This window comes from Gordonia sp. NB41Y, assembly GCF_030718915.1.
In the GTDB taxonomy this organism is placed as follows: Bacteria; Actinomycetota; Actinomycetes; order Mycobacteriales; family Mycobacteriaceae; genus Gordonia; species Gordonia desulfuricans.
Genome location: NZ_CP132196.1, coordinates 3,217,003 through 3,239,048, shown reverse-complemented (window position 1 = coordinate 3,239,048; position 22,046 = coordinate 3,217,003). Strand labels below are relative to the sequence as shown.

16 protein-coding genes are annotated in these 22,046 nt (G+C 67.4%); 13 read left to right on the top strand and 3 right to left on the bottom strand.

Features of this window, described 5'->3' with window-relative positions:
* Nucleotides 1–27: 27 nt before the first annotated feature.
* The 3 genes from Q9K23_RS13965 (at nt 28) to Q9K23_RS13955 (ending at nt 4,687) form a co-directional block, all read left to right on the top strand.
* On the top strand, nt 28–1,518 hold the full coding sequence (locus Q9K23_RS13965) for a PAS domain S-box protein (protein WP_020789806.1): 1,491 nt from the start codon (nt 28–30) through the stop codon (nt 1,516–1,518).
* Between the two features lie 192 nt (nt 1,519–1,710).
* The gene (locus Q9K23_RS13960) at nt 1,711–3,207 is read left to right on the top strand and encodes a GMC oxidoreductase (protein WP_053776575.1); all 1,497 of its coding nucleotides are present in this window, start codon (nt 1,711–1,713) and stop codon (nt 3,205–3,207) included.
* A 28-nt stretch (nt 3,208–3,235) separates the two neighbouring features.
* Nucleotides 3,236–4,687 (top strand): aldehyde dehydrogenase family protein, encoded by a 1,452-nt coding sequence (locus Q9K23_RS13955; RefSeq protein WP_020790582.1) that lies wholly within the window; start codon nt 3,236–3,238, stop codon nt 4,685–4,687.
* 856 nt (nt 4,688–5,543) lie between these two features.
* Here Q9K23_RS13955 and Q9K23_RS13950 read toward each other — a convergent pair.
* Nucleotides 5,544–6,311 carry an acetoin reductase gene (locus Q9K23_RS13950; RefSeq protein WP_020790575.1) on the bottom strand — a complete coding sequence of 256 codons (768 nt, stop codon included), beginning with the start codon at nt 6,309–6,311 and terminating at the stop codon, nt 5,544–5,546.
* A 268-nt stretch (nt 6,312–6,579) separates the two neighbouring features.
* Here Q9K23_RS13950 and Q9K23_RS13945 point away from each other — a divergent pair, with 268 nt between their 5' ends.
* Complete coding sequence (locus Q9K23_RS13945) at nt 6,580–7,713, top strand: hypothetical protein (RefSeq protein ID WP_020790574.1); 1,134 nt, start codon at nt 6,580–6,582, stop codon at nt 7,711–7,713.
* A gap of 106 nt (nt 7,714–7,819) precedes the next feature.
* Here the strand turns inward: Q9K23_RS13945 and Q9K23_RS13940 are convergent, their stop codons facing one another.
* Nucleotides 7,820–8,965 carry a DUF2235 domain-containing protein gene (locus Q9K23_RS13940; protein WP_053776576.1) on the bottom strand — a complete coding sequence of 382 codons (1,146 nt, stop codon included), beginning with the start codon at nt 8,963–8,965 and terminating at the stop codon, nt 7,820–7,822.
* Between the two features lie 115 nt (nt 8,966–9,080).
* Entirely contained in the window at nt 9,081–9,842 is a 762-nt protein-coding gene (locus Q9K23_RS13935; RefSeq protein ID WP_020790573.1) for an IclR family transcriptional regulator, read from the bottom strand.
* 180 nt (nt 9,843–10,022) lie between these two features.
* On the opposite strand from Q9K23_RS13935, the gene Q9K23_RS13930 reads away from it, so the two are divergent.
* The 9 genes from Q9K23_RS13930 to Q9K23_RS13890 all read left to right on the top strand — a co-directional run bounded on the left by Q9K23_RS13930 (nt 10,023) and on the right by Q9K23_RS13890 (nt 21,621).
* Complete coding sequence (locus tag Q9K23_RS13930; RefSeq protein WP_053776577.1) at nt 10,023–10,790, top strand: CoA transferase subunit A; 768 nt, start codon at nt 10,023–10,025, stop codon at nt 10,788–10,790.
* A 47-nt stretch (nt 10,791–10,837) separates the two neighbouring features.
* Complete coding sequence (locus tag Q9K23_RS13925) at nt 10,838–11,452, top strand: 3-oxoacid CoA-transferase subunit B (RefSeq protein WP_053776608.1); 615 nt, start codon at nt 10,838–10,840, stop codon at nt 11,450–11,452.
* A gap of 191 nt (nt 11,453–11,643) precedes the next feature.
* Nucleotides 11,644–12,594, top strand: a complete 951-nt coding sequence (locus Q9K23_RS13920; RefSeq protein ID WP_053776578.1) for a DUF808 domain-containing protein — start codon at nt 11,644–11,646, stop codon at nt 12,592–12,594.
* Between the two features lie 4 nt (nt 12,595–12,598).
* On the top strand, nt 12,599–13,465 hold the full coding sequence (locus Q9K23_RS13915; RefSeq protein ID WP_020794416.1) for a hypothetical protein: 867 nt from the start codon (nt 12,599–12,601) through the stop codon (nt 13,463–13,465).
* 145 nt (nt 13,466–13,610) lie between these two features.
* On the top strand, nt 13,611–15,389 hold the full coding sequence (locus Q9K23_RS13910) for a TerD family protein (protein WP_305950161.1): 1,779 nt from the start codon (nt 13,611–13,613) through the stop codon (nt 15,387–15,389).
* Between the two features lie 23 nt (nt 15,390–15,412).
* Nucleotides 15,413–16,282 (top strand): D-hexose-6-phosphate mutarotase, encoded by an 870-nt coding sequence (locus Q9K23_RS13905; protein ID WP_020790724.1) that lies wholly within the window; start codon nt 15,413–15,415, stop codon nt 16,280–16,282.
* Nucleotides 16,283–16,403: 121 nt separating this feature from the next.
* Complete coding sequence (locus Q9K23_RS13900) at nt 16,404–18,680, top strand: glycerol-3-phosphate 1-O-acyltransferase (protein ID WP_053776579.1); 2,277 nt, start codon at nt 16,404–16,406, stop codon at nt 18,678–18,680.
* Nucleotides 18,677–20,170 (top strand): HAD-IB family hydrolase, encoded by a 1,494-nt coding sequence (locus Q9K23_RS13895; protein WP_020791319.1) that lies wholly within the window; start codon nt 18,677–18,679, stop codon nt 20,168–20,170. The genes Q9K23_RS13900 and Q9K23_RS13895 overlap by 4 nt, the downstream gene beginning before the upstream one ends.
* Nucleotides 20,167–21,621, top strand: coding sequence for a wax ester/triacylglycerol synthase domain-containing protein (locus Q9K23_RS13890; RefSeq protein ID WP_020791320.1), 1,455 nt, complete (start codon nt 20,167–20,169; stop codon nt 21,619–21,621). The genes Q9K23_RS13895 and Q9K23_RS13890 overlap by 4 nt, the downstream gene beginning before the upstream one ends.
* Nucleotides 21,622–22,046: the final 425 nt, after the last annotated feature.

The window sequence follows — 22,046 nt, the reverse complement described above, 5'->3', positions numbered from 1 at the left end:
CCGCGACGAGATGGGAGGTCAGACGCGATGTTCCCGGAGCGGCGTGACTTCGAACAGATGATCCGCAACACCGGAACCGGCATCCTCATCCACGAGGCGGCGTCGAAGAACATCCTGTGGGCCAATCCTGCCGCCTGCCGCATGTTCGGGTTCACGATCGAGGAACTGAAACCGCTCAAGGCCCACCACATGAGTGCGCAGGAGCGGCAATACCGGCGCGAGGTGGGTGTGGCGTGGCTGCAGTCGGCGGTGGTCCACGGGTCGAGCCGAAAGCAGTGGAAATACCGTGCCAAGGACGGCACCGAATTCCTCACCGATGCACGGGCAACACTGGTCCATTGCGTGGACGGACCGGTGGTGATGGTCGAGTTCCGCAACATCGACGAAGAGGTGGAGCTACAGGAGGAGCTGACCTGGGTGTCGGCGTCGCTGCAACGCATCATGACCCACACTGCGGCCGGTGTGGTGGTGCTCGACGAGGACAACTGCATCGACGACATCTCCCCTCTGGCCGCCCAGTTGTTCGGGCGTACCCCCGCCGAGTTGTCGGGGGTGTACCTGGAGGACCTGGGCCGGTGCGAACCCCGTCTCGCCAGCGATCACGTGATCGGCAGGCTCGGCAGCGGGCACGGCTCGGTGAGTATCCTGCAGGAGGTCGCCAAGGCCGACGGGTCCACGTCGTGGTTGGCCGGTGAGCTGGAGATCGTCGCGCACGACGGAATGCGTTCACGGGTGCTCACCGTGCGTGATGTCACCGATCGGGTCGAGTGGGAACGCCGAAACGCCTATCAGGAGGCCAACCTGCAGTACCTGAGCAGGTACAACGCGATGGGCGACATGGCGATGATCCTCGCCCACGAGCTGGGCCAGCCCCTGGCCGCGTCGACCAACTATCTCAGCGGTCTGCGCGCCCGCCTGAGCGGGGACGATCCCGATCCGCAACGCCTGGCCTACGGAATCGACCAGATCGAGAAGCAGTTGCAGCGTGCCGCCGACATCGTGGGCTCGGTGAAACGCTATGTGCGGCGGATCGAGAGCACCTCGACGCTGATGGATCTCAACGAAACGGTCGAGGAGAGTTTGTATTTCGTGCGTCTTCGGGCCGCCGAGCAGGGCGTACGCGTCTTCGCCGACATCCTCGACCGGGACATGCTGATCGAGGGCGAGAGCGTTCTGATCGGGCAGGTGATCATCAACATCTGCGTCAACGCCATCGACGAGATCGCCAAACCGGGCACCGAGGTCAAAGAGTTGTCGGTGACCACCGACGTCGATGACGGCAATGCCGTGGTCTACATCCGTGACCAGGGCGGTGGCATGCAGTCCGCCCAGCCGTCGGACCGGTTGGCCTCGGGCGCGTTCAGCGCCAAGCAGGACGGTTCGGGGATCGGCTTGATCATCTCCGAGCACATCGTCGAACGCCACGGCGGGACCATCCGGTATCTCCCGAACGAACCCCGCGGCACCACGGTCGCGGTGACGCTGCCGCTCGCCGGCCCCGACGACGCTGCGCGGTAAAGGATTCCCCTATCGCGGCGTTGGTAACACCCAGTGGTCGCCGGTGTTTTCGGCCGATAGCGTGAGAGCACGGCACTCATGCCGCCATCCCGAGACCTGACAGCGTGGTCGATGTCTTGTGGCCAGTTACCCCCGGTCGGCGCCCACCGGCGTCTTCTCGTCCGCGCATGCCCCGACCGCTAAGGAGAATCCATGCAGACTCCCGATGTTCTCGTGCTGGGCGCGGGCACAGCCGGTTCCATCATCACCCGCCGCCTCCTCGACGCCGGCCTGGCCGTCACCCTCGTGGAGGCCGGCGGACACGACACCAATCCGGCCATCCACGACATGTCGCGGGTCGGCGAACTGTGGCTCGGCCCCGAGGACTGGGGCTATTTCTCAGCGCCACAACGTAATGCCCAGGACCGTCGACTCCACATCCCGCGCGGCAAGGTGGTCGGCGGCTCCAATCAGCTCAACGGCACCATCTGGGTCCACGGTTCACCGTGGGACTACGACCAGTGGGCCGCGGCCGGCAACACCGGCTGGGACTGGGAGTCGGTGGCGCCGATCTTCAAGCGACTCGAGGCGGTCGACGCCGACAGCCACATGGATGTCGTCGAGCCCACCCTCTCGCCGATCCAGCAGGCGATCCTGGATTCCGCCGTCTCCCATGGCCTTCCGCTGAACCCGGACTACAACTCCGGCGTCCAGGAGGGTTCATCGCGGATGAAGCTGAATCTCCGTGACGGCAAGCGCCTTTCGACATGGGCCGCGTACATGAGGCCGGTGCTCGACCATCCGCGGCTGACCCTCGAGGTGAACTCGCTGATCGACTCGCTGATCGTCACCGACGGTGCGGTTCGCGGTGTGGTGGTGGTCGGTGCGGATGGATCCCGCCGCGAGTTGCTCGCCGGCCAGGTGGTCTTGGCCGCCGGCGCCCTGGGCTCCCCGGCCATCCTGTTGCGCAGCGGCATCGGCCCGGCCGCCGAGCTCGAGTCGCTGGGCGTCGACGTCGTCGCCGACGCGGCCGGGGTGGGTCGCAACCTGCAGGATCACTTCCTGGTGCCGGTGATCTTCGGCACCGAGAAGCCGATCGATCCGCCACAGCCGTTCCAGCCGGTCACCCAGACCCACTGGTTCTGGAAGAGCGATCCGTCGCAGCCGGTACCCGACACCCAGCCGATCAACTTCAGCATCCCGTTCTACTACGACCAGGGAATGACCGGTCCGGCTTCGGGATTCACTCTTCATGCCGGCTTGATCCGGCCGCGGTCCACCGGCACCGTGACGCTGTCGAGTACGGCCCCGGACGCCGAACCGGTGATCGACTTCAACCTCTTCGACGACGAGCGCGACCTCGCTGCGCTGGTGGCGTCGGTGCGCCAGTGCCGCGAGGTGGCCCGCCAGGGCGCACTCGCCGACGAGTGGGGTGCCTCCGAGGCGCTGCCCGGTCCCGACGTGGACGACAGCGATGAGGCGATCGCCACCTGGGTGCGCCGAGCGGTCAACACCTACCACCACCAGACCAGCACCTGCCGGATGGGTGTCGACGCCGATGCCGTCGTGACCCCCGGTCTGAAGGCCCACGCGGTGGACAACCTGATGATCGCCGACGCCTCGGTGATGCCGTTCGTCACCACCGGAAACACCAACGCACCGGCGGCGATGATCGCCGAACGTGCCGCCGACATCATCATCGCCGGCTGAGCCCGCCGGCAGAATCGAGGAGCAGTTCATGATCGACATCTCAGGCGTACGGACCGGCCTGTTCATCGGTGGCGAATGGCTTGCCGCCCAAGACACCTTCACCACCCACAACCCGGCCACCGGCGCACCGCTGGTGGAGTTGGGTGCGGCGAGCACCGCCGACGTCGACGCCGCGGTCGCCGCGGCCACCGCAGCCTTCCGTGGTGAGTGGGGTGCCACGGCACCGTCGGCCAAGGGCGCACTGATCAACAAGCTCGCCGATCTGGTGGAGCGCGATCTCGACGAGCTCGCCGCGCTGGAATCGATCGACATGGGGCGTCCGGTCGGGGTGAGCGCGGCCATGATGGTGCCCAACCTGATCGGGTCACTCCGGTACTACGCCGGGTGGGCAGACAAGATCAACGGTGAGTTGATCACCAACGACGGCTACATGGGGATGGCCCCCACGCATGCCTACACCAAGCGGGAGCCGCTGGGCGTGGTCGCGGCGATCATCCCGTGGAACGCACCGCTGATGATCCTGGGATGGAAGCTGGGCCCGGCACTCGCCTGCGGCAACACGGTGATCATCAAGCCGGCCGAGGACGCGTCACTGTCGATCCTGAAGTTCGCCGAGCTGGTCGCCGAGGCCGGCTTCCCGGCCGGCACCGTCAACGTGCTGCCCGGCCGTGGTGCGGTGGCCGGTGAGGCGCTGTCGCTGCATCCCGGCGTCAAGAAGATCTCGTTCACCGGTTCCACCGCAACCGGCCGCCGGATTCTGCAGAACTCGGCGGCGACGTTCAAGCGCACCGCCCTCGAACTCGGCGGCAAGGCGCCGCAGATCGTGTTCGAGGACGCGAATCTCGAAGCGGCCATCCAGGGTTGCGCGATCGGGTTGTTCATGAACCAGGGTGAGGTGTGTGCCGCGGGTACCCGCATCCTGGCGCACCGTTCGGTCTATGACGCCGTGGTCGACGGTCTCAAGGGTGCCGCACAGGCGCAGGTGGTGGGCGATCCCTTCGATCCGGCCACCACGATGGGCCCGCTGGTCAACGCGTCCCAGCGCGACAAGGTCGCCGGGTACCTGAAGAAGGGTGCCGACGAGGGTGCGCAGGTGGTCGCCGGCGGTTCGGTACCCGACGTTCCGGGGTATTTCGTGGAGCCGACGGTGTTCGCCGGGACCAACGAGATGACCGTCGCCCGCGAGGAGATCTTCGGCCCGGTCGGCATCGTGATCCCGTTCGACTCCGACGAGCAGGCGGTGGCGTTGGCCAACGACAACGAATACGGGCTGTCGGCCACCATCTGGACCCGTGATCTGTCTCGCGCACATACGGTGTCGGGCCAGATCGAGTCCGGGGCCATCGGTGTCAACGGCTGGTCGCCGTTGGCCCCGCAGTTGCCCTGGGGCGGAGTGAAGTCCAGCGGCATCGGTCGTGAGCTCGGCTACGAGGGAATCCTCGCCTACACCGAGCCCAAGACCGTCACGATCGTTCTCTAGTTCTGGGGTGTTCTCCCTGCGGAGAGCACCTGTCGTGAGACATCGGGGCGGACGGCGTGTGGGGCATACCGCCGTCCGCCCCGATCCCATTCACCGGTCGAGTGGTCACCCCCGCATCCGGCCGCCCTTCCGATGGTCGAACCGGGACCGAGCCCCCGACTTCCTACGATGGTCGAGCCGGGACCGAGCCGCCAAGGCGAGGACCCGTGTCGAGACCCCGCGAGCCGACAAAGTCAGCAACCACCTCCAAAGTGGTCACCTCCCGAGCCCGGCCTACCAAGGTTTCGACACGCCTCGTCGCTACGCTCCTCACCGGCTCAACCACCGTACAACGGACGCAACCACTTTGGATGGTCGATCCGGGACCGAGCCCCAAGGGCGAGGACCCGAGTCGAGACCCCGCGAGCCGACAATGTCGGCAACCACCCCAGAAGTGGTCACCACCCAAACTCGGCCCACCGAGGTTTCGACACGCCTCGTCGCTACGCTCCTCATCGGCTCAACCACCGTAAAAAGCGCTCCCCCAACGATGGTCGAGCCGGGACCGAGCCCCAAGGGCGAGGACCCGTGTCGAGACCCGGTGAGCCGACACTGTCCGCAACCACCTCCGAGGTGCTCACCACCCGAACCCGGCCAACCGAGGTTTCGACACGCCTCGTCGCTACGCTCCTCATCAGCTCAACCACCCACTGCTGCCACCACTTCCGATGGTTGAGCCGGGACCGAGCCCCAAGGGCGAGGACCCGAGTCGAGACCCGGTGAGACGAGAATGTCCCCAACCACCTCCGAGATGCTCACCTCCCCAGATCGGCCGGCGGAGGTTTCGACACGCCTCGTCGCTACGCTCCTCCTGGAATCAGCGGTACACCATGCCACCATCGATCAGGATCGCCTGTCCGGTCACGTAATCGGAGTCGGGTCCGGACAGATACGACACCAGCGAGGCGACGTCGTCGGGGGTCTCGGCGCGGCCGAGGGCGATCCCGCCGACGAACTTGTCGTAGGTCTCACCCTCGGCGGCACCGGTCAGCTCGGCGAAACGCTTGTCGATGGTCACCCACATGTCGGTGCCCACCACCCCCGGACAGTAGGCATTGACGGTGATCCCGTGTGCCGCATACTCCTTGGCCGCAGCCTGGGTGAGTGCCCGGACCGCGAACTTGGTGGCGCAGTAGACGCCGAGCATCGCGAAGCCGTCGTGGCCGGCGATCGAGGACGCGTTGATGATCTTGCCCTTGCATCCAAGCGCCCGGAACTTGGCGGCCGCGGCCTGGATACCCCAGAGGACGCCGTCGACGTTGATCCGCCAGATCTTGTCGACGTCGGCCGGTGTCACGTCGTCGATCGGGGCGACCTGTGCGATACCGGCGTTGTTGACCATCACGTCGAAACCACCGAGCTGCTCGGCCGCGGAATCGACCGCCGCGAACACCTGGTCGCGGTCGCTCACATCGGCGACGATTCCCACTGCCTTGGAACCGATCTCGTGGATCTCGTCGACGACCGACGCGATGGTCGATTCGTTGATGTCGACCACCGCGATGTCATGTCCGTCGCGTGCCAGGCGCAGCGCGATCCCGCGTCCGATTCCCTGACCGCCTCCGGTGACGAGTGCGACGCTCATGCCCGCACCGCCGATCGAATCGCTTGCCCGGCAGTGTCGTAAGTGATTGCGTCCATGACGTTGTGACTCCTGTTCTCGTCGGCAGGTACCGATGTGCAGCAATCGTTGTGACCCGGAGCACAGAAGCCAAGGGTTGTGGGAGGTTGCAGCCGCCGGCGCGTACCGGCGCCGTCGCCGGTTGCAACCCTTCGCAACCCTGACACCCGCGGTGTGAGTCAGCTCATAGTGAGCGCGCATCATCGACTGCGATCCCCCGAGGAGTCCCGCCATGGCCGCAACCACCGGTATCGAACCGCCCGACGAAACGCAGGTGGCACCGCCATCGGCGGCAACCACCACCGCCGACAGCCGTTGGGTGGCGTTCGGCCTGGCCAATATCGCCATCGTGGTGGCCCTGTCGCTGGCCACCTGGTATCTGCTGGCGGACCCCACGACCAGCCCGTGGAACTTCTATCCACTGCCGTTCAACGCCGCGTTGTTCTGGGCCATCCTGTTCATCGTCTTCATCGGCTTCAACGCCGAGTTCCACGGCTTCGACCGGTGGGGGCAACCGGCTCGCGGCCTGGCGATCCTCGCCTGCACCGCGGTGTTCGCCGTGGTGGTGACCTGGCTGCTCGGCAGCGGGCTGGGCGCGATCTTCCCCGACTTCGCCGGCTCCCGAGAAGGTGGCCTCGGCTACTTCACCGGGGCGCTGTTCGTCCTGTTCGGGTTCGGCACCTGGGTGATGGTGGTCCTCAACTGGCAGCACTGGCCGTGGACCGCGCTCGGGATGAAGCAACCCCTGATCGGGCTGTGCGAGATCGCCTTTGTCGCGGTCCCGACACTGGCCCTGTACGTCGTCCTCGGGTTGCCCGCGGTGTCGTCGTCGATCGCCGATCCACCGATGTCGGTGGACACCGTACTCGGCTGGTTCTACTCGATCGTGGTGTCGGTGATCCTGACCGGTCAGACGCTGGACAACTGGCCGTGGAAGCTGTTCGGCGGCGGTGGCCGGACCGCGCTGGCCGCCACCATCGGCAACGTCGTCGTCGGCACCGGCATCTACTTCATCATGGTGCCGCTGGCCGAGTTCCTGGTCGGTCCCACCGCCACCACCGAGCTGGGCAGCGTCCTCCATCAGTTCCCGGCGCAGATCGGGGTCTGCTGGGCGTTCTGGATGATCTTCTGGGCCAACGGTTTCGGCAACCGTTTCGCCCCGCCGATCCGAGCGGTCCTGACCTTCGCCCTCGCAATCGGAACGTTCCTGCTGTACTACCGCTTCGCCGCCCAACACGTACTACACGAACCGGCGGTCGCCGACGGCCTGTACGGCAACGCCCTCGGATTCATCGACTGGCTGGTGTTGTGGACGCTGATCTACGTGGTGGGCTTCGGCTCGATCGGATTGAGCCGGCTGAGGTGAGCCCAGGTGGGGTCGCCCGGTGAGTGGTCACACCGTCGGGCCCCCACTCACCGGCCGCTCCGACATCCCGTTTGCCGGCTCGGCGGGGCCGAACAGCCGACGAGATCTATCGACCTGCCTCGGCCGACCTGACCGGGGCACGGTACGGCTTCGCGTCACCGGCGGTGTGCTGCACCCGATGCGCAACGCTGGGATGGATCAGATCGTCGTGCCGCACCTCGCGGTCGCGCCATCCCCGGGCCAGACGCCAGACGGCGTTGTTGCCGACGATCGGGCCGAGCACCCGGTCGTCGGGCAACGGGGTGCCGAAGCCGATGTCGAGGTTGCGCCGATATGCCTTGCGGTTGATGCGGATTCCGGCGGCATGTGCCTCGTCGACCATCCACGACAGCGCGACGTCGGGCAGTCGGCTGTCCGGGCGGCAGGAGCCGCCGATGTCGCCGTGAACCCCGGCGAACCACATCTCCTGGACGTCGCGCCGGTCGAGTTTCTCACCGGCGAAGCGGTATTCGGCAAAGGGGCGTCGGCGTTCGTCGAGTGCCAGTGCGTGCCGGGCGGTCTCGACGTTGTCGATGTTGGCGGTGAACGGCCACCGCGCGATCTCGACGCGGGCCCGGAGGTTGAGCCAGCCGACCGACTTCACGGTGTCCCACACACCCAGGAAGCGGACCTGTTTGGTACGGCGGAACGGCACCGGGAAGTCCGGATTGCCGAACTTGGTGCGGAAGTCGTTCCGGAGACGCCAGTACTCCTGCACAGCCGCGGGTTTCGGCTCGTCGGGAGCCGCCGGGACGTCCTCCGGACCGCGTGTGGTGTACAGCTTCAGGGCGTAGGGGACGAGGTTGAGTGCGTCCGGGTGGAGGAGTCCGACGGTGCGCAGCATTCCGGTCAGGGCACGGGCCGTGTAGGCGCCGCGGGAGAACCCGAAGACGTAGATCTGATCACCGGGCCGGTACCGGGTGCACAACCACCCGTACGCCTCCTCGATGTTGTCGCGGATACCGTATCCGGCTACCATGCCACCGAATCGGGTTGCGGCCCGCCCGATCTGGGTGACCGCGGCCCGCGACCCCATCGTCCCCACCCCCGGGTCGTAGTAGACCAGCTGTGTGTCGTCTTTGACGCACACGTCGAACAGGCGCGCCACGTTGGTGAATCCGGTCTCGGGCTCGTTGGTGGTGCCGTCGAGACAGATCACCAGATTGCGCGGCTCCACCGCAGCCCGCGGGTCGGACGCGGCGCGCTCGGTCATCGGTCCCCCAACCTGGTCGGTGCGGCGGCACGCTGACCGCCGATGCTGGGTCGACGATAGCGAACGGTGCACGATTCGGGTACGCCCGCACTCCGGGGCGAGTATGCGACGGCGCCTACCGCAATCGCACTGTCAACCGATGCGCCTGCTCGAGCAGGAGTTGTCCCAGTTCGATCCGACGATCCGGCCTGAACCGGGTCTCCACCCCGGTCAGGCTCAGCGCCCACGTCGGCCGGTCGCGTCCGTCGAAGACCGCCGCGCCCATGCCCCAACTGCCCTCGACGAGCAATGCCGGGTTGGTGGCGTACCCGGTCTCACGCGTCTGTGCGATGCGCTCCCGGATTCCGTCGCCGGAGTGCTCGGGACCCCAGCGACCCTCGAGCGACACACGGTCGAGGTACTCGTCGATCTCCCGATCGGGCAGATGGCCGAGGATGACCAGCCCGGCCGAGGCCACACCCAGCGGCAGACGGAGCCCGACGTGCAGGACATGGGAGCGCAGCGGAAAGCTGCCCTCCTGGGAGTGGATGCACACGGTCTCGTCCCCCCGGCGGGCCGAGAGGAAGGCGCTCTCCCCCGATTCCCGCGCCAGGTGGTCGACGATGTCGCGGGCGTGGTCGACGATGTCATAGCGTGCGGCGGCACCCGCACCGAGCAGGTACAGCTCCGGCCCCAGCGTCCAGCGCCCCGAGCGGGCATCCCGGTCCACCCAGCCCTCGTCGGCCATCGTCGTCAGCAGCCGGTGCACCGTGGGCCGGGCGAGATCCACCGTCCGCGCGATTTCCGTGGTGGACGCACCGGCCGATGCCCGGGCGCTCACCGCGCGCAGGACCGCGGCGGCGCGTTCGATGACACCGGTTGCCGGCGAGGTCTCCATGGTTCGAGGTTAGTTCACTGAGTGAACGCATATAAGGGGTTCGATCATTCTCCGAGCAGCTTGTCTGGGAGCCCCTCAAAGGCTTCCACCAGCATCGTTCTGTCGTGCAGACTCGGTCTCACTCCAACGGACACACACTGGATGCGTCCGTTCAATGAACGAGTATCAGGCGGTGAGAACATGTCGAAGGTCTTCTCCTCTGCGGCCGAGGCCGTGGCCGACATCGGTAGCGGGGCGACGTTGGCCGTCGGTGGATTCGGATTGTGCGGGATTCCCGATGCGCTGATCGAGGCGATCGCCGCGACCGCGTCCACCGGCCTCGAGGTCTTCTCGAACAACTGCGGCGTCGACGACCACGGTCTCGGCATCCTGCTCTCGCAGGGCCGGATCCGTCGGGTCACGGCGTCGTATGTGGGCGAGAACAAGGAGTTCGCGCGGCAGTATCTGTCGGGTGAGCTCGAGGTGGAGCTGACCCCACAGGGGACGCTCGCCGAGCGGCTCCGTGCCGGTGGCGTCGGTATCCCGGCGTTCTACACACCGGCCGGGGTCTCCACTCCCGTCGCCGACGGCGGCATCCCGTGGAAGTACTCGACGGACGGGTCGACGGTGGAGATCGCGTCGCCGCCGAAGGAGACCCGCGAGTTCAACGGCCGCACCTATGTCCTGGAAGAGGGCATCCGCGCCGACTTCGCGCTGGTGCACGCCAAGCTCGGCGACACCGCGGGCAATCTGGTGTTCGAGAAGTCGGCGATGAACTTCAACCCGCTGGCCGCCATGGCGGGCACGATCACGATCGCGCAGGTCGAGAACCTCGTCGAACCGGGCGAGATCGATCCCGGCGCGGTGCACCTGCCGGGCATCTTCGTCCAGCGGATCGTGCACACCGGACCGCAGGACAAGCGCATCGAGAAGCTCACCGTCAGCGACGCCGAAGGAGCCCGCCAGTGACCGCCACGACCCCCGTCACCGCCCAGGTGGGCTGGACCCGCAACCAGATGGCGGCCCGCGCCGCCGCGGAGATGGTGGACGGCCAGTACGTGAACCTCGGGATCGGGCTGCCGACGCTGATCCCCGATCATCTCTCCGCCGGCGTACACGTCACCCTGCACTCGGAGAACGGCATCCTCGGCACCGGCGCATACCCGTCGGTCGACGATGTCGACGCCGACCTGATCAATGCCGGTAAGGAGACCGTCACCGTCAATCCCGGTGCCGCGTTCTTCGATTCGGCGACGTCGTTCGGCATGATCCGCGGCGGCCACATCGGCACCGCCGTTCTCGGCGGCATGCAGGTCTCGGGGCGGGGCGACCTGGCGAACTGGATGGTCCCCGGCAAGATGGTCAAGGGGATGGGCGGCGCCATGGACCTGGTCCACGGGGCCGACCGCGTGATCGTGCTGATGGAACACACCGATCGCGCGGGCAACCCCAAACTCGTCGAGACCTGCACCCTGCCGCTCACCGGCGCCGGTGTGGTGGACCGGGTGATCACCAACCTCGCCGTGCTCGACGTGGTCGGCGACGGAACGCTCGCCCTTCGCGAGTTGGCCCCGGGTGTCTCGCGAGGGGATGTCCTCGCGGCCACCGACGCCCGGATCACCACCGAATAGGTGGGCATCGCGCGCCGGTTCCCGACTGCGGCGGCTCACGGGAACCGGCGTGCGATGGTCTGAGCACCTCGACGCGCGACGCACAACGGCCCGGCGAACGGGCAGTTCCCGGCCGCAGTCACACACCGCAGACCGGCGCAGACCACGTATCGTTCGACGCGAACACACCCATCGACTCCGAGGAGGTTCGCGTGGCCGGAGGTCTCGTCGCCCTGTTGGACGACGTCGCTGCGATCACCAAAGCCGCGGCCGCGAGCATCGACGACATCGGCGCTGCGGCCGGCAAGGCCAGTATCAAGGCGACCGGGGTCGTCGTCGACGATGCGGCCGTGACCCCTCGCTACGTGCACGGGTTCACCCCGGACCGCGAGTTGCCGATCATCTGGAAGATCTCTCTCGGATCGATCCGCAACAAACTGCTGATCATCCTCCCGGTGGCGCTGCTGCTCAGTCAGTTCCTGCCCGGAGCCCTCCCCTATCTGCTGATCGCCGGTGGTCTGTACCTCTCCTATGAGGGCGCCGAGAAGGTCTACGAGGCCGTCACCGGACATCACGAGGAGGCCGAGGACACCGGCGAACGCGGTCCCGAATTCGAGAAGTCGATGGTCAGCGGCGCCATCCGGACCGACCTGATCCTCTCGGCCGAGATCATGATCATCTCGCTCGCCTCGGTCGAGGACGAGCCGTTCTTCATACGCCTGGGTGTCCTCGTCGTCGTGGCCTTCGTCATCACCGCACTCGTCTACGGCGTGGTGGCGGTGATCGTCAAGATGGACGATGTGGGACTGGCTCTCGCCGAACGGGATTCGGCGTTCAGTCAAACCGTGGGACGTGGCCTGGTCCGCGCGATGCCCAAGGTGATGTCGACGCTGACCGTCGTCGGTATCGCCGCCATGCTGTGGGTCGGTGGCCACATCCTGCTGGCCAACCTGGGCGAGGCCGGATTCCATTGGCCCGCCGACCATCTGCATGACCTCGAGCACTGGTTCGGTGAACTCGTCCACGGCTGGTTCGGGGGCGTCCTGTCGTGGACGGCGGGCACCGTCGTCTCGGCGGTGGTCGGCCTGATCGTCGGCGCGATCGTGGTGCTGATCATGCACTTCATCCCGAAGCGCAAGAAGTCCGACGCCGCCGCGCACTGACGTCATGTTCCTGGGTATCGCGGCCGCCGTCCTCGCCGCCCTGGGCTATGGGGCCGCATCGGTCCTGCAGGCGCGCGGAGCGCAGCGCGTCTGCAGTGAAACCGTCGGCCCGGCAAGCGGTTCGGCTCCCACCCTGCGGTCGACCGTCGCCGCGGTACTGACCGTCTCCTACCTCGCCGGACTGCTTCTCGACGGTGTGGGCTTCCTGGGCAACATGGTGGCGGCGCGTCTGCTCCCGCTGTTTCTCGCCCAACCGATCGTGAGTGCCAATCTCGTCGTGACCGTGGTGCTCGCGGTGCTGTTCCTACACGCCCGACTTGCGATGCGCGACTGGGTCGCGATCGGCGTGGTGGTCGCGGCCCTCGTGGTGCTCGGCGTGGCCGCAGGAGATGAGGGGCATGTCGACGACCGGTGGATGCACTGGGCGGTCCTCGGCGTCGGACTGGGCCTGCTGGTGATCGGCGCACTCGTGCTGGTGCGCCTGCGGTCACGGGTCGCCGTCCTGGCCGGACTGACCGGTGGCGTGCTGTTCGGGGTGCTCGCCGTCGCCGTGCGCATCGTCGGCGGACTCGACCCGTTCGACGTCGGCACGCTGATCGGCGATCCGGCGTTCTGGGCCATCCTGGTGTGCGGACCGGGCGGCTTCTACATGTTCACCGTGGCCCTGCAGACCGGGTCGGTGAGTGCGGCGTCGGCGTCGCTCGTCGTGGGTGAGACCGTGATCCCCGGCGTCGTGGGAATCGCGCTGCTCGGCGACACCACCCGCGCCGGATGGCAGATCCCGGCGGCCATCGCGTTCGTCGCCGCGGTGGTGGGCGCGGTGGTCGTGGCGATGTCGCCGGTGGTGGAAGAGGTGGAAGGGGCCGGATAGTGCTCGGCCCCGACGACGCCGCTGATCGCATGAAACCCCCATCCGACCACTCCTCGCGTCTACGCTGCTCGATGTGGCAATGGGGTTCAGGGTCGGGGTTCCGGGTATGCGGGTCCGCGTGTCGACCCGAGGGGTACGGACATCGGTGGGTCCGCGTGCAGCGCGGATACACGTCGGCGGCGGACGTACCACCCTGTCGACCGGACTGGGCCCGTTCTTTGCCTCCACCGCACTGCTTCCGGCGTCCGGGCGGCGGCGGACGACGGTCCGCCGGACGTCGCGGTCGACGGGTCCGTCGCCCTCGCAGTTGGCTGCCGCACAACGCGCCGCCGAGCGCGCCCAGCGGGAGAGTGACCGTGATGCCGCCATTCGCGAACTGACCCGGATGCGGGTCGATTCCACGACGGCACACCTGGAACCATTCCGGCAGTCTGTTCATCCGGTTCTGCCCCCACCACCGCCGATAGGGTTCGCCGGGGCACAGGCTCAGGCCCAGGCGCACTTCACCGCCGGCGTCAGCCGACTCGCCCGGACCGCACGAGCGCAGGCACGTGACCGCGCACGCGAAGCCGCCCAGGACTACCTCGCCGCAGAGACCCAGCGACGCGAGGCCATCCACCAGTCCCTGCAGTCAGCGGCGGGACAATGGTGGGAGGCCTTGTGCCACAACGATGAATCGACGGTGTGTGAAGCGGTCAACATCGCGTTCGCAGACAATCCGGCCGCCGGGTGCGCTGTCGGCGTCCAGGGGACCACATTGTCGATCCTCATGCGGCTCCCGGATCTCGACACCCTGCCGACGCAGATGCCTGCCACGTCACCGGCGGGTCGCCCCACGCTGAAGGCGATGCCGAAACGGGACCGCATGCGCTGGTGGCTGCACATCTTGGCGTCGAATCTGGCCGCCGCAGTGCTCGAAGGGCTCGCGACGGCACCCTCCATCGATGCGGTCTCGGCCGCGGTGGTCACCCGGATGCCCGACACGCAACGCCTTGGAGTGGTCGCCTACGGCACCTGGTCGAGATCGGCGATGGCGGCTCGCCCGTGGCGGACCGCCGAGGACGCCTGGCGCATCCTCGATATCGGTTCGGACGTCCGATGCAGTATCCGGGCAACCGCATCGGGCAACATCTCCAGTGTCGTCCGGCCACTCGACCTCACCGACATACCGGCGCTCGCAGCCCTGGTGGCCGACTGCGTGGACGAGCCGGACTCGGTCCTCGGGCGGATCGATGCCGAGCTCAGCGGTACCTCGGAACAACTCGGAGGTCTGTCCGACGCCGATCCCTATGCGCCCATCGGATTTGCCGAATGGCTGGCAGCTCGAACAGCCCCGCACAACGCTCCGTCGGCACCGCCTGCGCCCTCCGCGCAGACGCCGCCTTGCCAATCGCTGCGTAGTGGGGAGAGTATCGACCTCCCCGAGGACGCACAGTTCGAGCTTCACGTGGAGTTTCGATCCGGCGGCGCCGACGCGGATCTGTCTCTCCTTCTCGTCGACGAGTTCGACAGTGTCGCAACCGATGACGACTTCGTCTTCTACAACAACCCCAGCGCTGCCGACGGCACCGCACGCCTTCTGGGCAAGTTCGTGGGCGACACCACCGCAGAGTCCGCCGTGATCCATCCTCGCGCACTTCGACCGTCGGTACGCAAGGTGGTGGTCAGCGCGAACATGGATGTCGCAGCGGGACTGACGTTCTCCGCTCTGACCCAAGCGGCGGTCACCATGCGAAGCCGCACCGGAGCATGGGGCTTCGTCCCACGCCTCGAACCGTCGGTCCGGGCGGTGGTATTGCTCGAGATCTACCAACTCACACATCCGGATGGGTCCACACGATGGAAGATGCGTGCCGTCGGGCAGGGGTGGGACGACGGACTGGCGGCACTGGCACGGGCATATCAGGTGGATATCGACGAGTGACCGTCGTGTGCCAGGCTCATGGGGTGAGCGACTTCGATCAGATCCCCGGCGTCAGCATCGGAACCCACCAGGGCCTCGAGGCGATCATCGTCGAGACCCCCCAGGCCCGGGCGGCCGTCTCCCTGTTCGGCGGGCATGTGTTGTCGTTCGTCCCCACCGGTGCGGTGGACGTGTTCTGGGTGTCGCCGCTCGTCAAGGCGCCGCCCACCCCGATCCGCGGTGGTACCCCGGTCTGCTGGCCGTATTTCGGCAAGGAGGGGCTGACCGGCGATGTGCCGTCACACGGTTATGCGCGGACCGCCAGGTGGACGGTGACGGGCGGCGGAGTTCTCGACGGCGGAGACGTGGAGGTACATCTGGCACCCGAGGGCCTCGACCATCTGGACCTCCGGCTCCGGATGACGCTGCGCATCGGGTCATCGCTCGAACAGACGCTGTCCACCACCAATCCGGGGACCCGGCCGGTCCGCCTCACCGAGGCGTTGCACAACTACTTCCGCGTCTCCGATGCCACCGCAGTCCACGTGGACGGGCTCGCCGGTCTGACCTACCTGGACAAGTTCGACGACATGGTTGCCCACGAGCAGGACGGCGACTGGCGGCTCCCGGCCGATCCCGCCCGCAGTGACCGGATCTATCCCGGTGCCGGCGGACGGTATCTCCTCGTCGATCCCGGGCTCGGACGTCGGATCGAGATCGTCACACAGGGGGCGCGGTCGGCGGTGGTGTGGAATCCGGGCGAGGCGGTGGCCTCGGGGATGGCCGACGTCGGCCCGCATTGGCGCGGGTTCGTGTGTGTCGAGGCCGCGAATGCGGGACCGGACGTGGTCGAGGTACCCGGCCAGACCACCCACTCGATGAGTCAGACCATCACGGTTTCATCACTCGACTGACTTCTCCACCTGCATCTCGCCATCTCCATCACCAAAACCCGCCCACCTTTGTGTAACCCAGGTCACAATAAGGCGTGGATGGCCGGTGCCACGGCGGCACCGGCCCATGAGACGCGGGGTGATGCGCATGACCGATCCGGTGTTGGTCCTGACCAAGGCCCGTACGCCGAGTGAGATGCGTGCGGTGACCGACTGGGCGTCGTCGACCTATCCCGACGCCGAGGTCCACCAGTTGGCCGATGTCGACTACGACGCGCTGCCCCCGCAGGCGCTGCTCGTCCCCGTCCGTCCGGTCTGGCTCCCGGCCGTCCGGCAGGGCGGCGAGCGGCGGGTCTCACTCGGTGACGTGCTGGTGCTGTCCAATCCGCGGCGGCCCGCCCGGCTCATGCAGCCGCTGATCCAGAGCAGGCGCCCGGACAGCCTGCGGGTGGCCGCCGGCGCACCCGCGACCATCGCCGAACTTCGGTCCCGCTACTCGCGCAGCCAGGCCGAGGGCGAACCGTTCGGCGAGTTCGTCTCCGTGCAGGCCTCGTTGTCGGCGGAGCGGGCCGAACGCCAGATCGTGGGCGACCGATACAAGGTCCCGCGGCTCGTCGCCGAGCAGATCAGCAGCTCGGCCCGGTTCCAGTCGGGTGCGGCCGCACTCGCGGCGACACTCGGCAGACAGACCGATGCGGTGATGGCCGAGGCCACCGACAAGCTGTCGACCTTCGTCGCCACGCAGAGCCGGCTGATGGACGACGTCTTCTCCGCGACCTTCAACCGGCTGCACGAGCGCGCGTGGAATGTGTCGGTCGACGTCGACCATCTCAACGAACTGCGCACCCTGAACAAGTCCACCGGCCTGATCTTCTTGCCGTCGCACCGCTCCTACGTCGATCCGCTGGTGTTGGCGAAGGTGCTGCGCAACAACGACTTCCCCCCGAATCTGGTCCTCGGCGGCAACAACCTGGCCTTCTGGCCGGTCGGACCGGTCGCCCGCCGGGCCGGAATGATCTTCATCCGCCGCAAGTTCGGTGCCGACCCGGTCTACAAGTTCGCGATGCGTTCCTACCTCGCCTACATCGTCGAGAAGCGCTTCAACCTCGAGTGGTACATCGAGGGTGGCCGCAGCCGGACCGGAAAGCTGCGCCAGCCCAAGCTGGGCCTGCTCACCTACGTCGTCGATGCGGTCGGCCAGCTCGACGACGCCGACGTGACGATCGTCCCCACGTCGATCGTCTACGACCAGCTCCACGAGATCGGGGCGATGGCCGCCGAGGACGCCGGTGGCACCAAGAAGCCCGAGGGTGTCGCCTGGTTGCTGCGGTATGCCAAGGCGCAGCGGCACTACCTCGGCGAGGCGCGGGTGCGTTTCGGTGCGCCGATCTCGCTCCGCGCGGCCCTCGCCGACGCCGGTGACGGCCCCGCCCGGCTCGACAAGGTCGCCTTCCGCGTGATGGACGAGATCAACTCGGCCACACCGATCACGGCGACGTCGCTGGTGGGATTCGCATTGCTCGGCGCCCAGGACCGGGCCTACACACTCCCCGAGATCGAGGCGATCCTGTCCCCCCTGCTCACCTACATCGCCCGCAGCGACCTGCCCGGACCGGATCCGACACTGTGTCGCGGTGTCGGACTGACCCAGACGCTGCGGGTGCTGGCCGGCAACGGCGTGGTGAGTTGTTTCGAGGGTGGCGTCGAGCCGGTGTGGTCGATCGTGCCGGAGAACCGCGCGGTGGCCGCCTACTACCGCAACGGCGCACTGCACCACTTCGTCGACCGCGCGATCGTCGAGGTCGGCATGCTGGCGGTGGCCGAGGGCGAGGTCACCCACCTCGGTGATCCCGAGTCGCACGACAGCCTGCTCTCGGCCTCCCAGCAGGAGGCACTGCGCATCCGCGACCTGCTCAAGTTCGAGTTCTTCTTCCCACCCAAGACCGAGTTCCTGCACCGGCTGGGGCAAGAACTCGACCTGCTCGCCCCCGGCTGGCGCGAGGTGACCCCCACCCAGGACTGGACCTATGAGGTGCTCCACGGCCACACCGGTGCCCTGCTGGCCCGGCGCACCCTGCAACCGTTCTTCGACGCGCAGCTGGTGGTGGCGACCCGGTTGGTGCAACTGGGTTCGGCCTCCCGCGACCGCGACGACCTGGTCGCCGACTGCCTCGGTCTGGGGAAGCAGCTGTCGCTGCAGAATGTGGTGCGCAGCAAGGATTCGGTGTCCAAGGATCTCTACGAGGGCGGCTACCAGCTCGCCGACAACCGGGGCCTGATCCACGGCGAGAACACCGACGATCTGCCGCCGGCCCGGCAACAATGGCTCGACGAGGTGGAACTGATGCGTGACCGGCTGTCCCGGATCGCCTCGATCGAGGCGATCCAGCCGACCATCGGATCGGAGGTGGCACGGTGAACGCCTTCACCGACCGGATGCAGGCCATCCGCTCCGCCCCGACCGGCAAGAAGGTGGCCGCACTGTTCGACTACGACGGCACCCTCATCGAGGGTTTCTCGGCAGCCGACATCATGCGGGCACGGTTGCGCAGCATGGAGTTCGGCCTCGGTGAACTGGCCGAGTTCCTGCTGATCGGGCTGCGCGGGGTGGTCTCCGAACAGGACTATGCCGAAGTGCTCGAGGCCACCAAGCCGACCTTCGCCGGCAAGACCTATGCCGAACTGATCGACTTCGGCGATCAGCTGTTCAAACACGAGACCGCATCCAAGCTGCGGCCCCAGATGTGGCAGATCCTGCGCGCGCATCGCGAGATGGGGCACACCATCGTCATCGCGTCGTCGGCCACCAGATTCCAGATCGAGCCGATCGCCCGGGAGATCGACGCCGACTACGCTCTCGCCACCGACGTCGAGGTGGTCGACGGTGTGGTCACCGGCAACATCCTGGGCCGCCCGCTGTGGGGTCCGGGAAAGGCCGCCGCGGTCCGGGCACTGGCACGGGAGCAGGGAATCGATCTGGCCTCGTCGTTCGCCTACAGCGACGGCGACGAGGACATCCCCTACCTGGAGTCGGTGGGCAATCCGGCGGCGGTGTCACCGCGGCGGGTGTTGCGCGCCGAGGCCGAGTCCCGGGGGTGGCCGATCATCGACCTGAAGAACCCCACCTACAACCGGGTGGGCATGCTGGCCCGCACCGGCGCGTTCTACGGATCGTTCATCGCCTCTGCCGCAGTCGGTCTCACCACCGGGCTGATCCGGCGTGATCGGCATGCCCTGGTCGACATCCTGCCGACCGGCACCGACGTCGGGCTCTCACTCGCCGGCATCCACGTCCAGGTACTCGACGGCGGCGAGTACCTCACCTCGGCACGGCCGTGCGTCTTCTTGTTCAACCATCAGTCGAAACTCGATCTGCCGGTGATGATCAACCTCGTCCGGGCGGATGCGACCGGGGTGGCCAAGAAGGAGATCCAGCGGGTGCCCGTACTCGGGCAGATCCTCGATCAGGCAGGTCTGGTGTTCATCGACCGGGGCGACCCGTCACGCGCGATCGAACAGCTGGAGCCGGCGGTCAAAGCCCTGCAAGAGGACGGGATGTCGTTGGTTGTGGCCCCGGAGGGGACCCGCTCGCCGACACCGCGGGTCGGGACGTTCAAGAAGGGGCCGTTCCACATCGCCATGCAGGCCGGGGTGCCCGTCGTCCCGGTGGTCCTGCGCAACACCGGCGAACTGATGTGGCGCGGTTCGCAGCTCATCCGTCCGGGTACCGTCGAGGTGATGGTCCTGCCGCCGGTCGACACCTCCGACTGGACCGCCGACGAGATCGCTTCCCGCGCAGAAGAAGTACGACAGATGTATGTGACGGCGCTGGCCGACTGGCCACTCGAGTCGTTTGCCGACGACTCGAACGACACCGTGGACCGGGCAACCGAGGAGGACCGTTCGTGAGTGACGAGGGCGAGATGACAGGCGGCGAGGACCGGCCCCTCGACTGGGCCAACGAACCCCACATGAGCTCCGTCGACACCATCATGTGGCGCGGCGACACCGACCGCCGGATGCGCGGCACCATCTGCATGCTGGAGATCTACGACTGCAGCCCCGACTGGGATCGGCTCGTGGCAGCCCACGAATGGGGAAGCCGGATGGCCCCCCGGTTCCGGCAACGCGTCGTCGATTCCCCGCTTGGTGCCGGAACACCCAGTTGGGCAGTCGATCCCGACTTCGACCTGCACTACCATCTGCGCCGCATCAAGCTGGGCGGCGACGGCAGCATGCGCGAGCTGCTGGTGACGTGCGAGCAGCTCGCGATGACGGCCCTCGACGCCGCACGCCCGCCGTGGGAGGGCACCCTGATCGAGGGGCTGCCCGACGGCAAGGCCGCGTACTTCCTCAAGGCCCACCACGCCCTCACCGACGGACTCGGCGCGATCATCGGTCTGGCCCAACTGCATTCGCCCACACGGGAACACAATCCGGGTAAACCGCAGCCACCGAGCCCCGACCCGGTCAACATCGGCCCACTCGACCTCATCGGCCGCCAGATCGGTGACGAGATCGGGCGAATCCCGCACCGCGTCGACTTGGCGCTCAAAGGTGTTCGCGCCCTCACCAATCCACGGAAGGCGCTGAGTTCGGCACTGCGTTACGGCCGCTCGGTGCCACGAGTCGCCGGCCTGGTGAGCCCGCCCGGCTCCCCCCTGCTCGCCCATCGCAGTCTCTCGTGGCGGTTCAGCGCCTTCGAGGTGCCGTTCACCGACCTCAAGGCGGCGGCGACGGCGGTGAACGCCTCGATCAACGACATCTACCTCGCCGGCCTGATCGGCGGATTCCGGATCTACCACGAGAAGATGGGCTCCCCGGTGGACACGATCCCGGTGGCGATCCCGATCTCGGTGCGCCGCCCCGAGGACCCGGCCGGCGGCAACCGGATCGCCGTCGGACGCCTCGCCGGGCCGGTCGGCATCGCCGATCCCTTCGAACGGGTTCTCACCATCCGCGAGCAGGTGCGGCTGGCCCGTCACGAACCGGCCGTCGACATCTTCAACACACTCGGCTCGGTGATGGCCTGGCTACCGGGAACGGTGCTCATGCAGTTCAGCGGGGCCGCCAGCCAGAACGACCTGCAGGCCAGCAACGTCCCCGGAATCCCCTGGGACACCTACGTGGCCGGCGCCAAGGTGGAGCGGATGTTCCCGTTCGGACCGCTGCCCGGCTGCGCCATGATGGCCACCATGATCACCCACAACGGAACCGCCTGTCTCGGAATCAATTCCGACGGCGCCGCGGTCACCGACCTGGAACTGTTCGCCGACTGCCTGATCGCAGGCTTCGGTGAGGTGCTCGCACTGGCCGCCGACGACGGCGTCGAACCGGGCGTGCTACGCCGGGTGGAGTGATCGGATCGCCTGTCGGTGGACTCCGTGGGAGCCGAGAGTCAATCTGACGGTCCGACTGATCCGATCGGTCTCGACTGGTGCGATGAAGACCATCAACGGCACCGAGGCCACAGCGCGGCGCAACGCGGTGTCGCCGAGGTCGGGCAGACAGGGCAGGCGATCACCATCACCGACCATCGTCGCCCGGTGTCCGTGATCAGCCCCGATCACACCACGGGTGCGTCGGTTCGGGCAGTTCCCGGGCTTGGAGGTCCCTGCGGATCTCGACGTCCCGCTGCCCGCCGACGAGCTCCGGGGTGTGGGAGGCCTGCCCATGACCGACGTCCTGCTCGACACCAACACAGTCCTGTGGTCGGTCACCGATCCGAACCCGCCTCGATCCACGGGCAATGGCCACTCTCGAGGTTCCGGCCAACACCTCGTAC

Excerpts from the sequence above, each read along its gene's own strand:
- Q9K23_RS13940 (WP_053776576.1), bottom strand. The coding sequence starts at position 8,965 with ATGACCGAGCGCGCCGCGTCCGACCCGCGGGCTGCGGTGGAGCCGCGC.
- Q9K23_RS13915 (WP_020794416.1), top strand. The coding sequence starts at position 12,599 with ATGTTCCTGGGTATCGCGGCCGCCGTCCTCGCCGCCCTGGGCTATGGG.
- Q9K23_RS13925 (WP_053776608.1), top strand. The coding sequence starts at position 10,838 with ATGGCGGCCCGCGCCGCCGCGGAGATGGTGGACGGCCAGTACGTGAAC.
- Q9K23_RS13930 (WP_053776577.1), top strand. The coding sequence starts at position 10,023 with ATGTCGAAGGTCTTCTCCTCTGCGGCCGAGGCCGTGGCCGACATCGGT.
- Q9K23_RS13935 (WP_020790573.1), bottom strand. The coding sequence starts at position 9,842 with ATGGAGACCTCGCCGGCAACCGGTGTCATCGAACGCGCCGCCGCGGTC.
- Q9K23_RS13965 (WP_020789806.1), top strand. The coding sequence starts at position 28 with ATGTTCCCGGAGCGGCGTGACTTCGAACAGATGATCCGCAACACCGGA.
- Q9K23_RS13960 (WP_053776575.1), top strand. The coding sequence starts at position 1,711 with ATGCAGACTCCCGATGTTCTCGTGCTGGGCGCGGGCACAGCCGGTTCC.
- Q9K23_RS13900 (WP_053776579.1), top strand. The coding sequence starts at position 16,404 with ATGCGCATGACCGATCCGGTGTTGGTCCTGACCAAGGCCCGTACGCCG.
- Q9K23_RS13950 (WP_020790575.1), bottom strand. The coding sequence starts at position 6,311 with ATGAGCGTCGCACTCGTCACCGGAGGCGGTCAGGGAATCGGACGCGGG.
- Q9K23_RS13945 (WP_020790574.1), top strand. The coding sequence starts at position 6,580 with ATGGCCGCAACCACCGGTATCGAACCGCCCGACGAAACGCAGGTGGCA.
- Q9K23_RS13955 (WP_020790582.1), top strand. The coding sequence starts at position 3,236 with ATGATCGACATCTCAGGCGTACGGACCGGCCTGTTCATCGGTGGCGAA.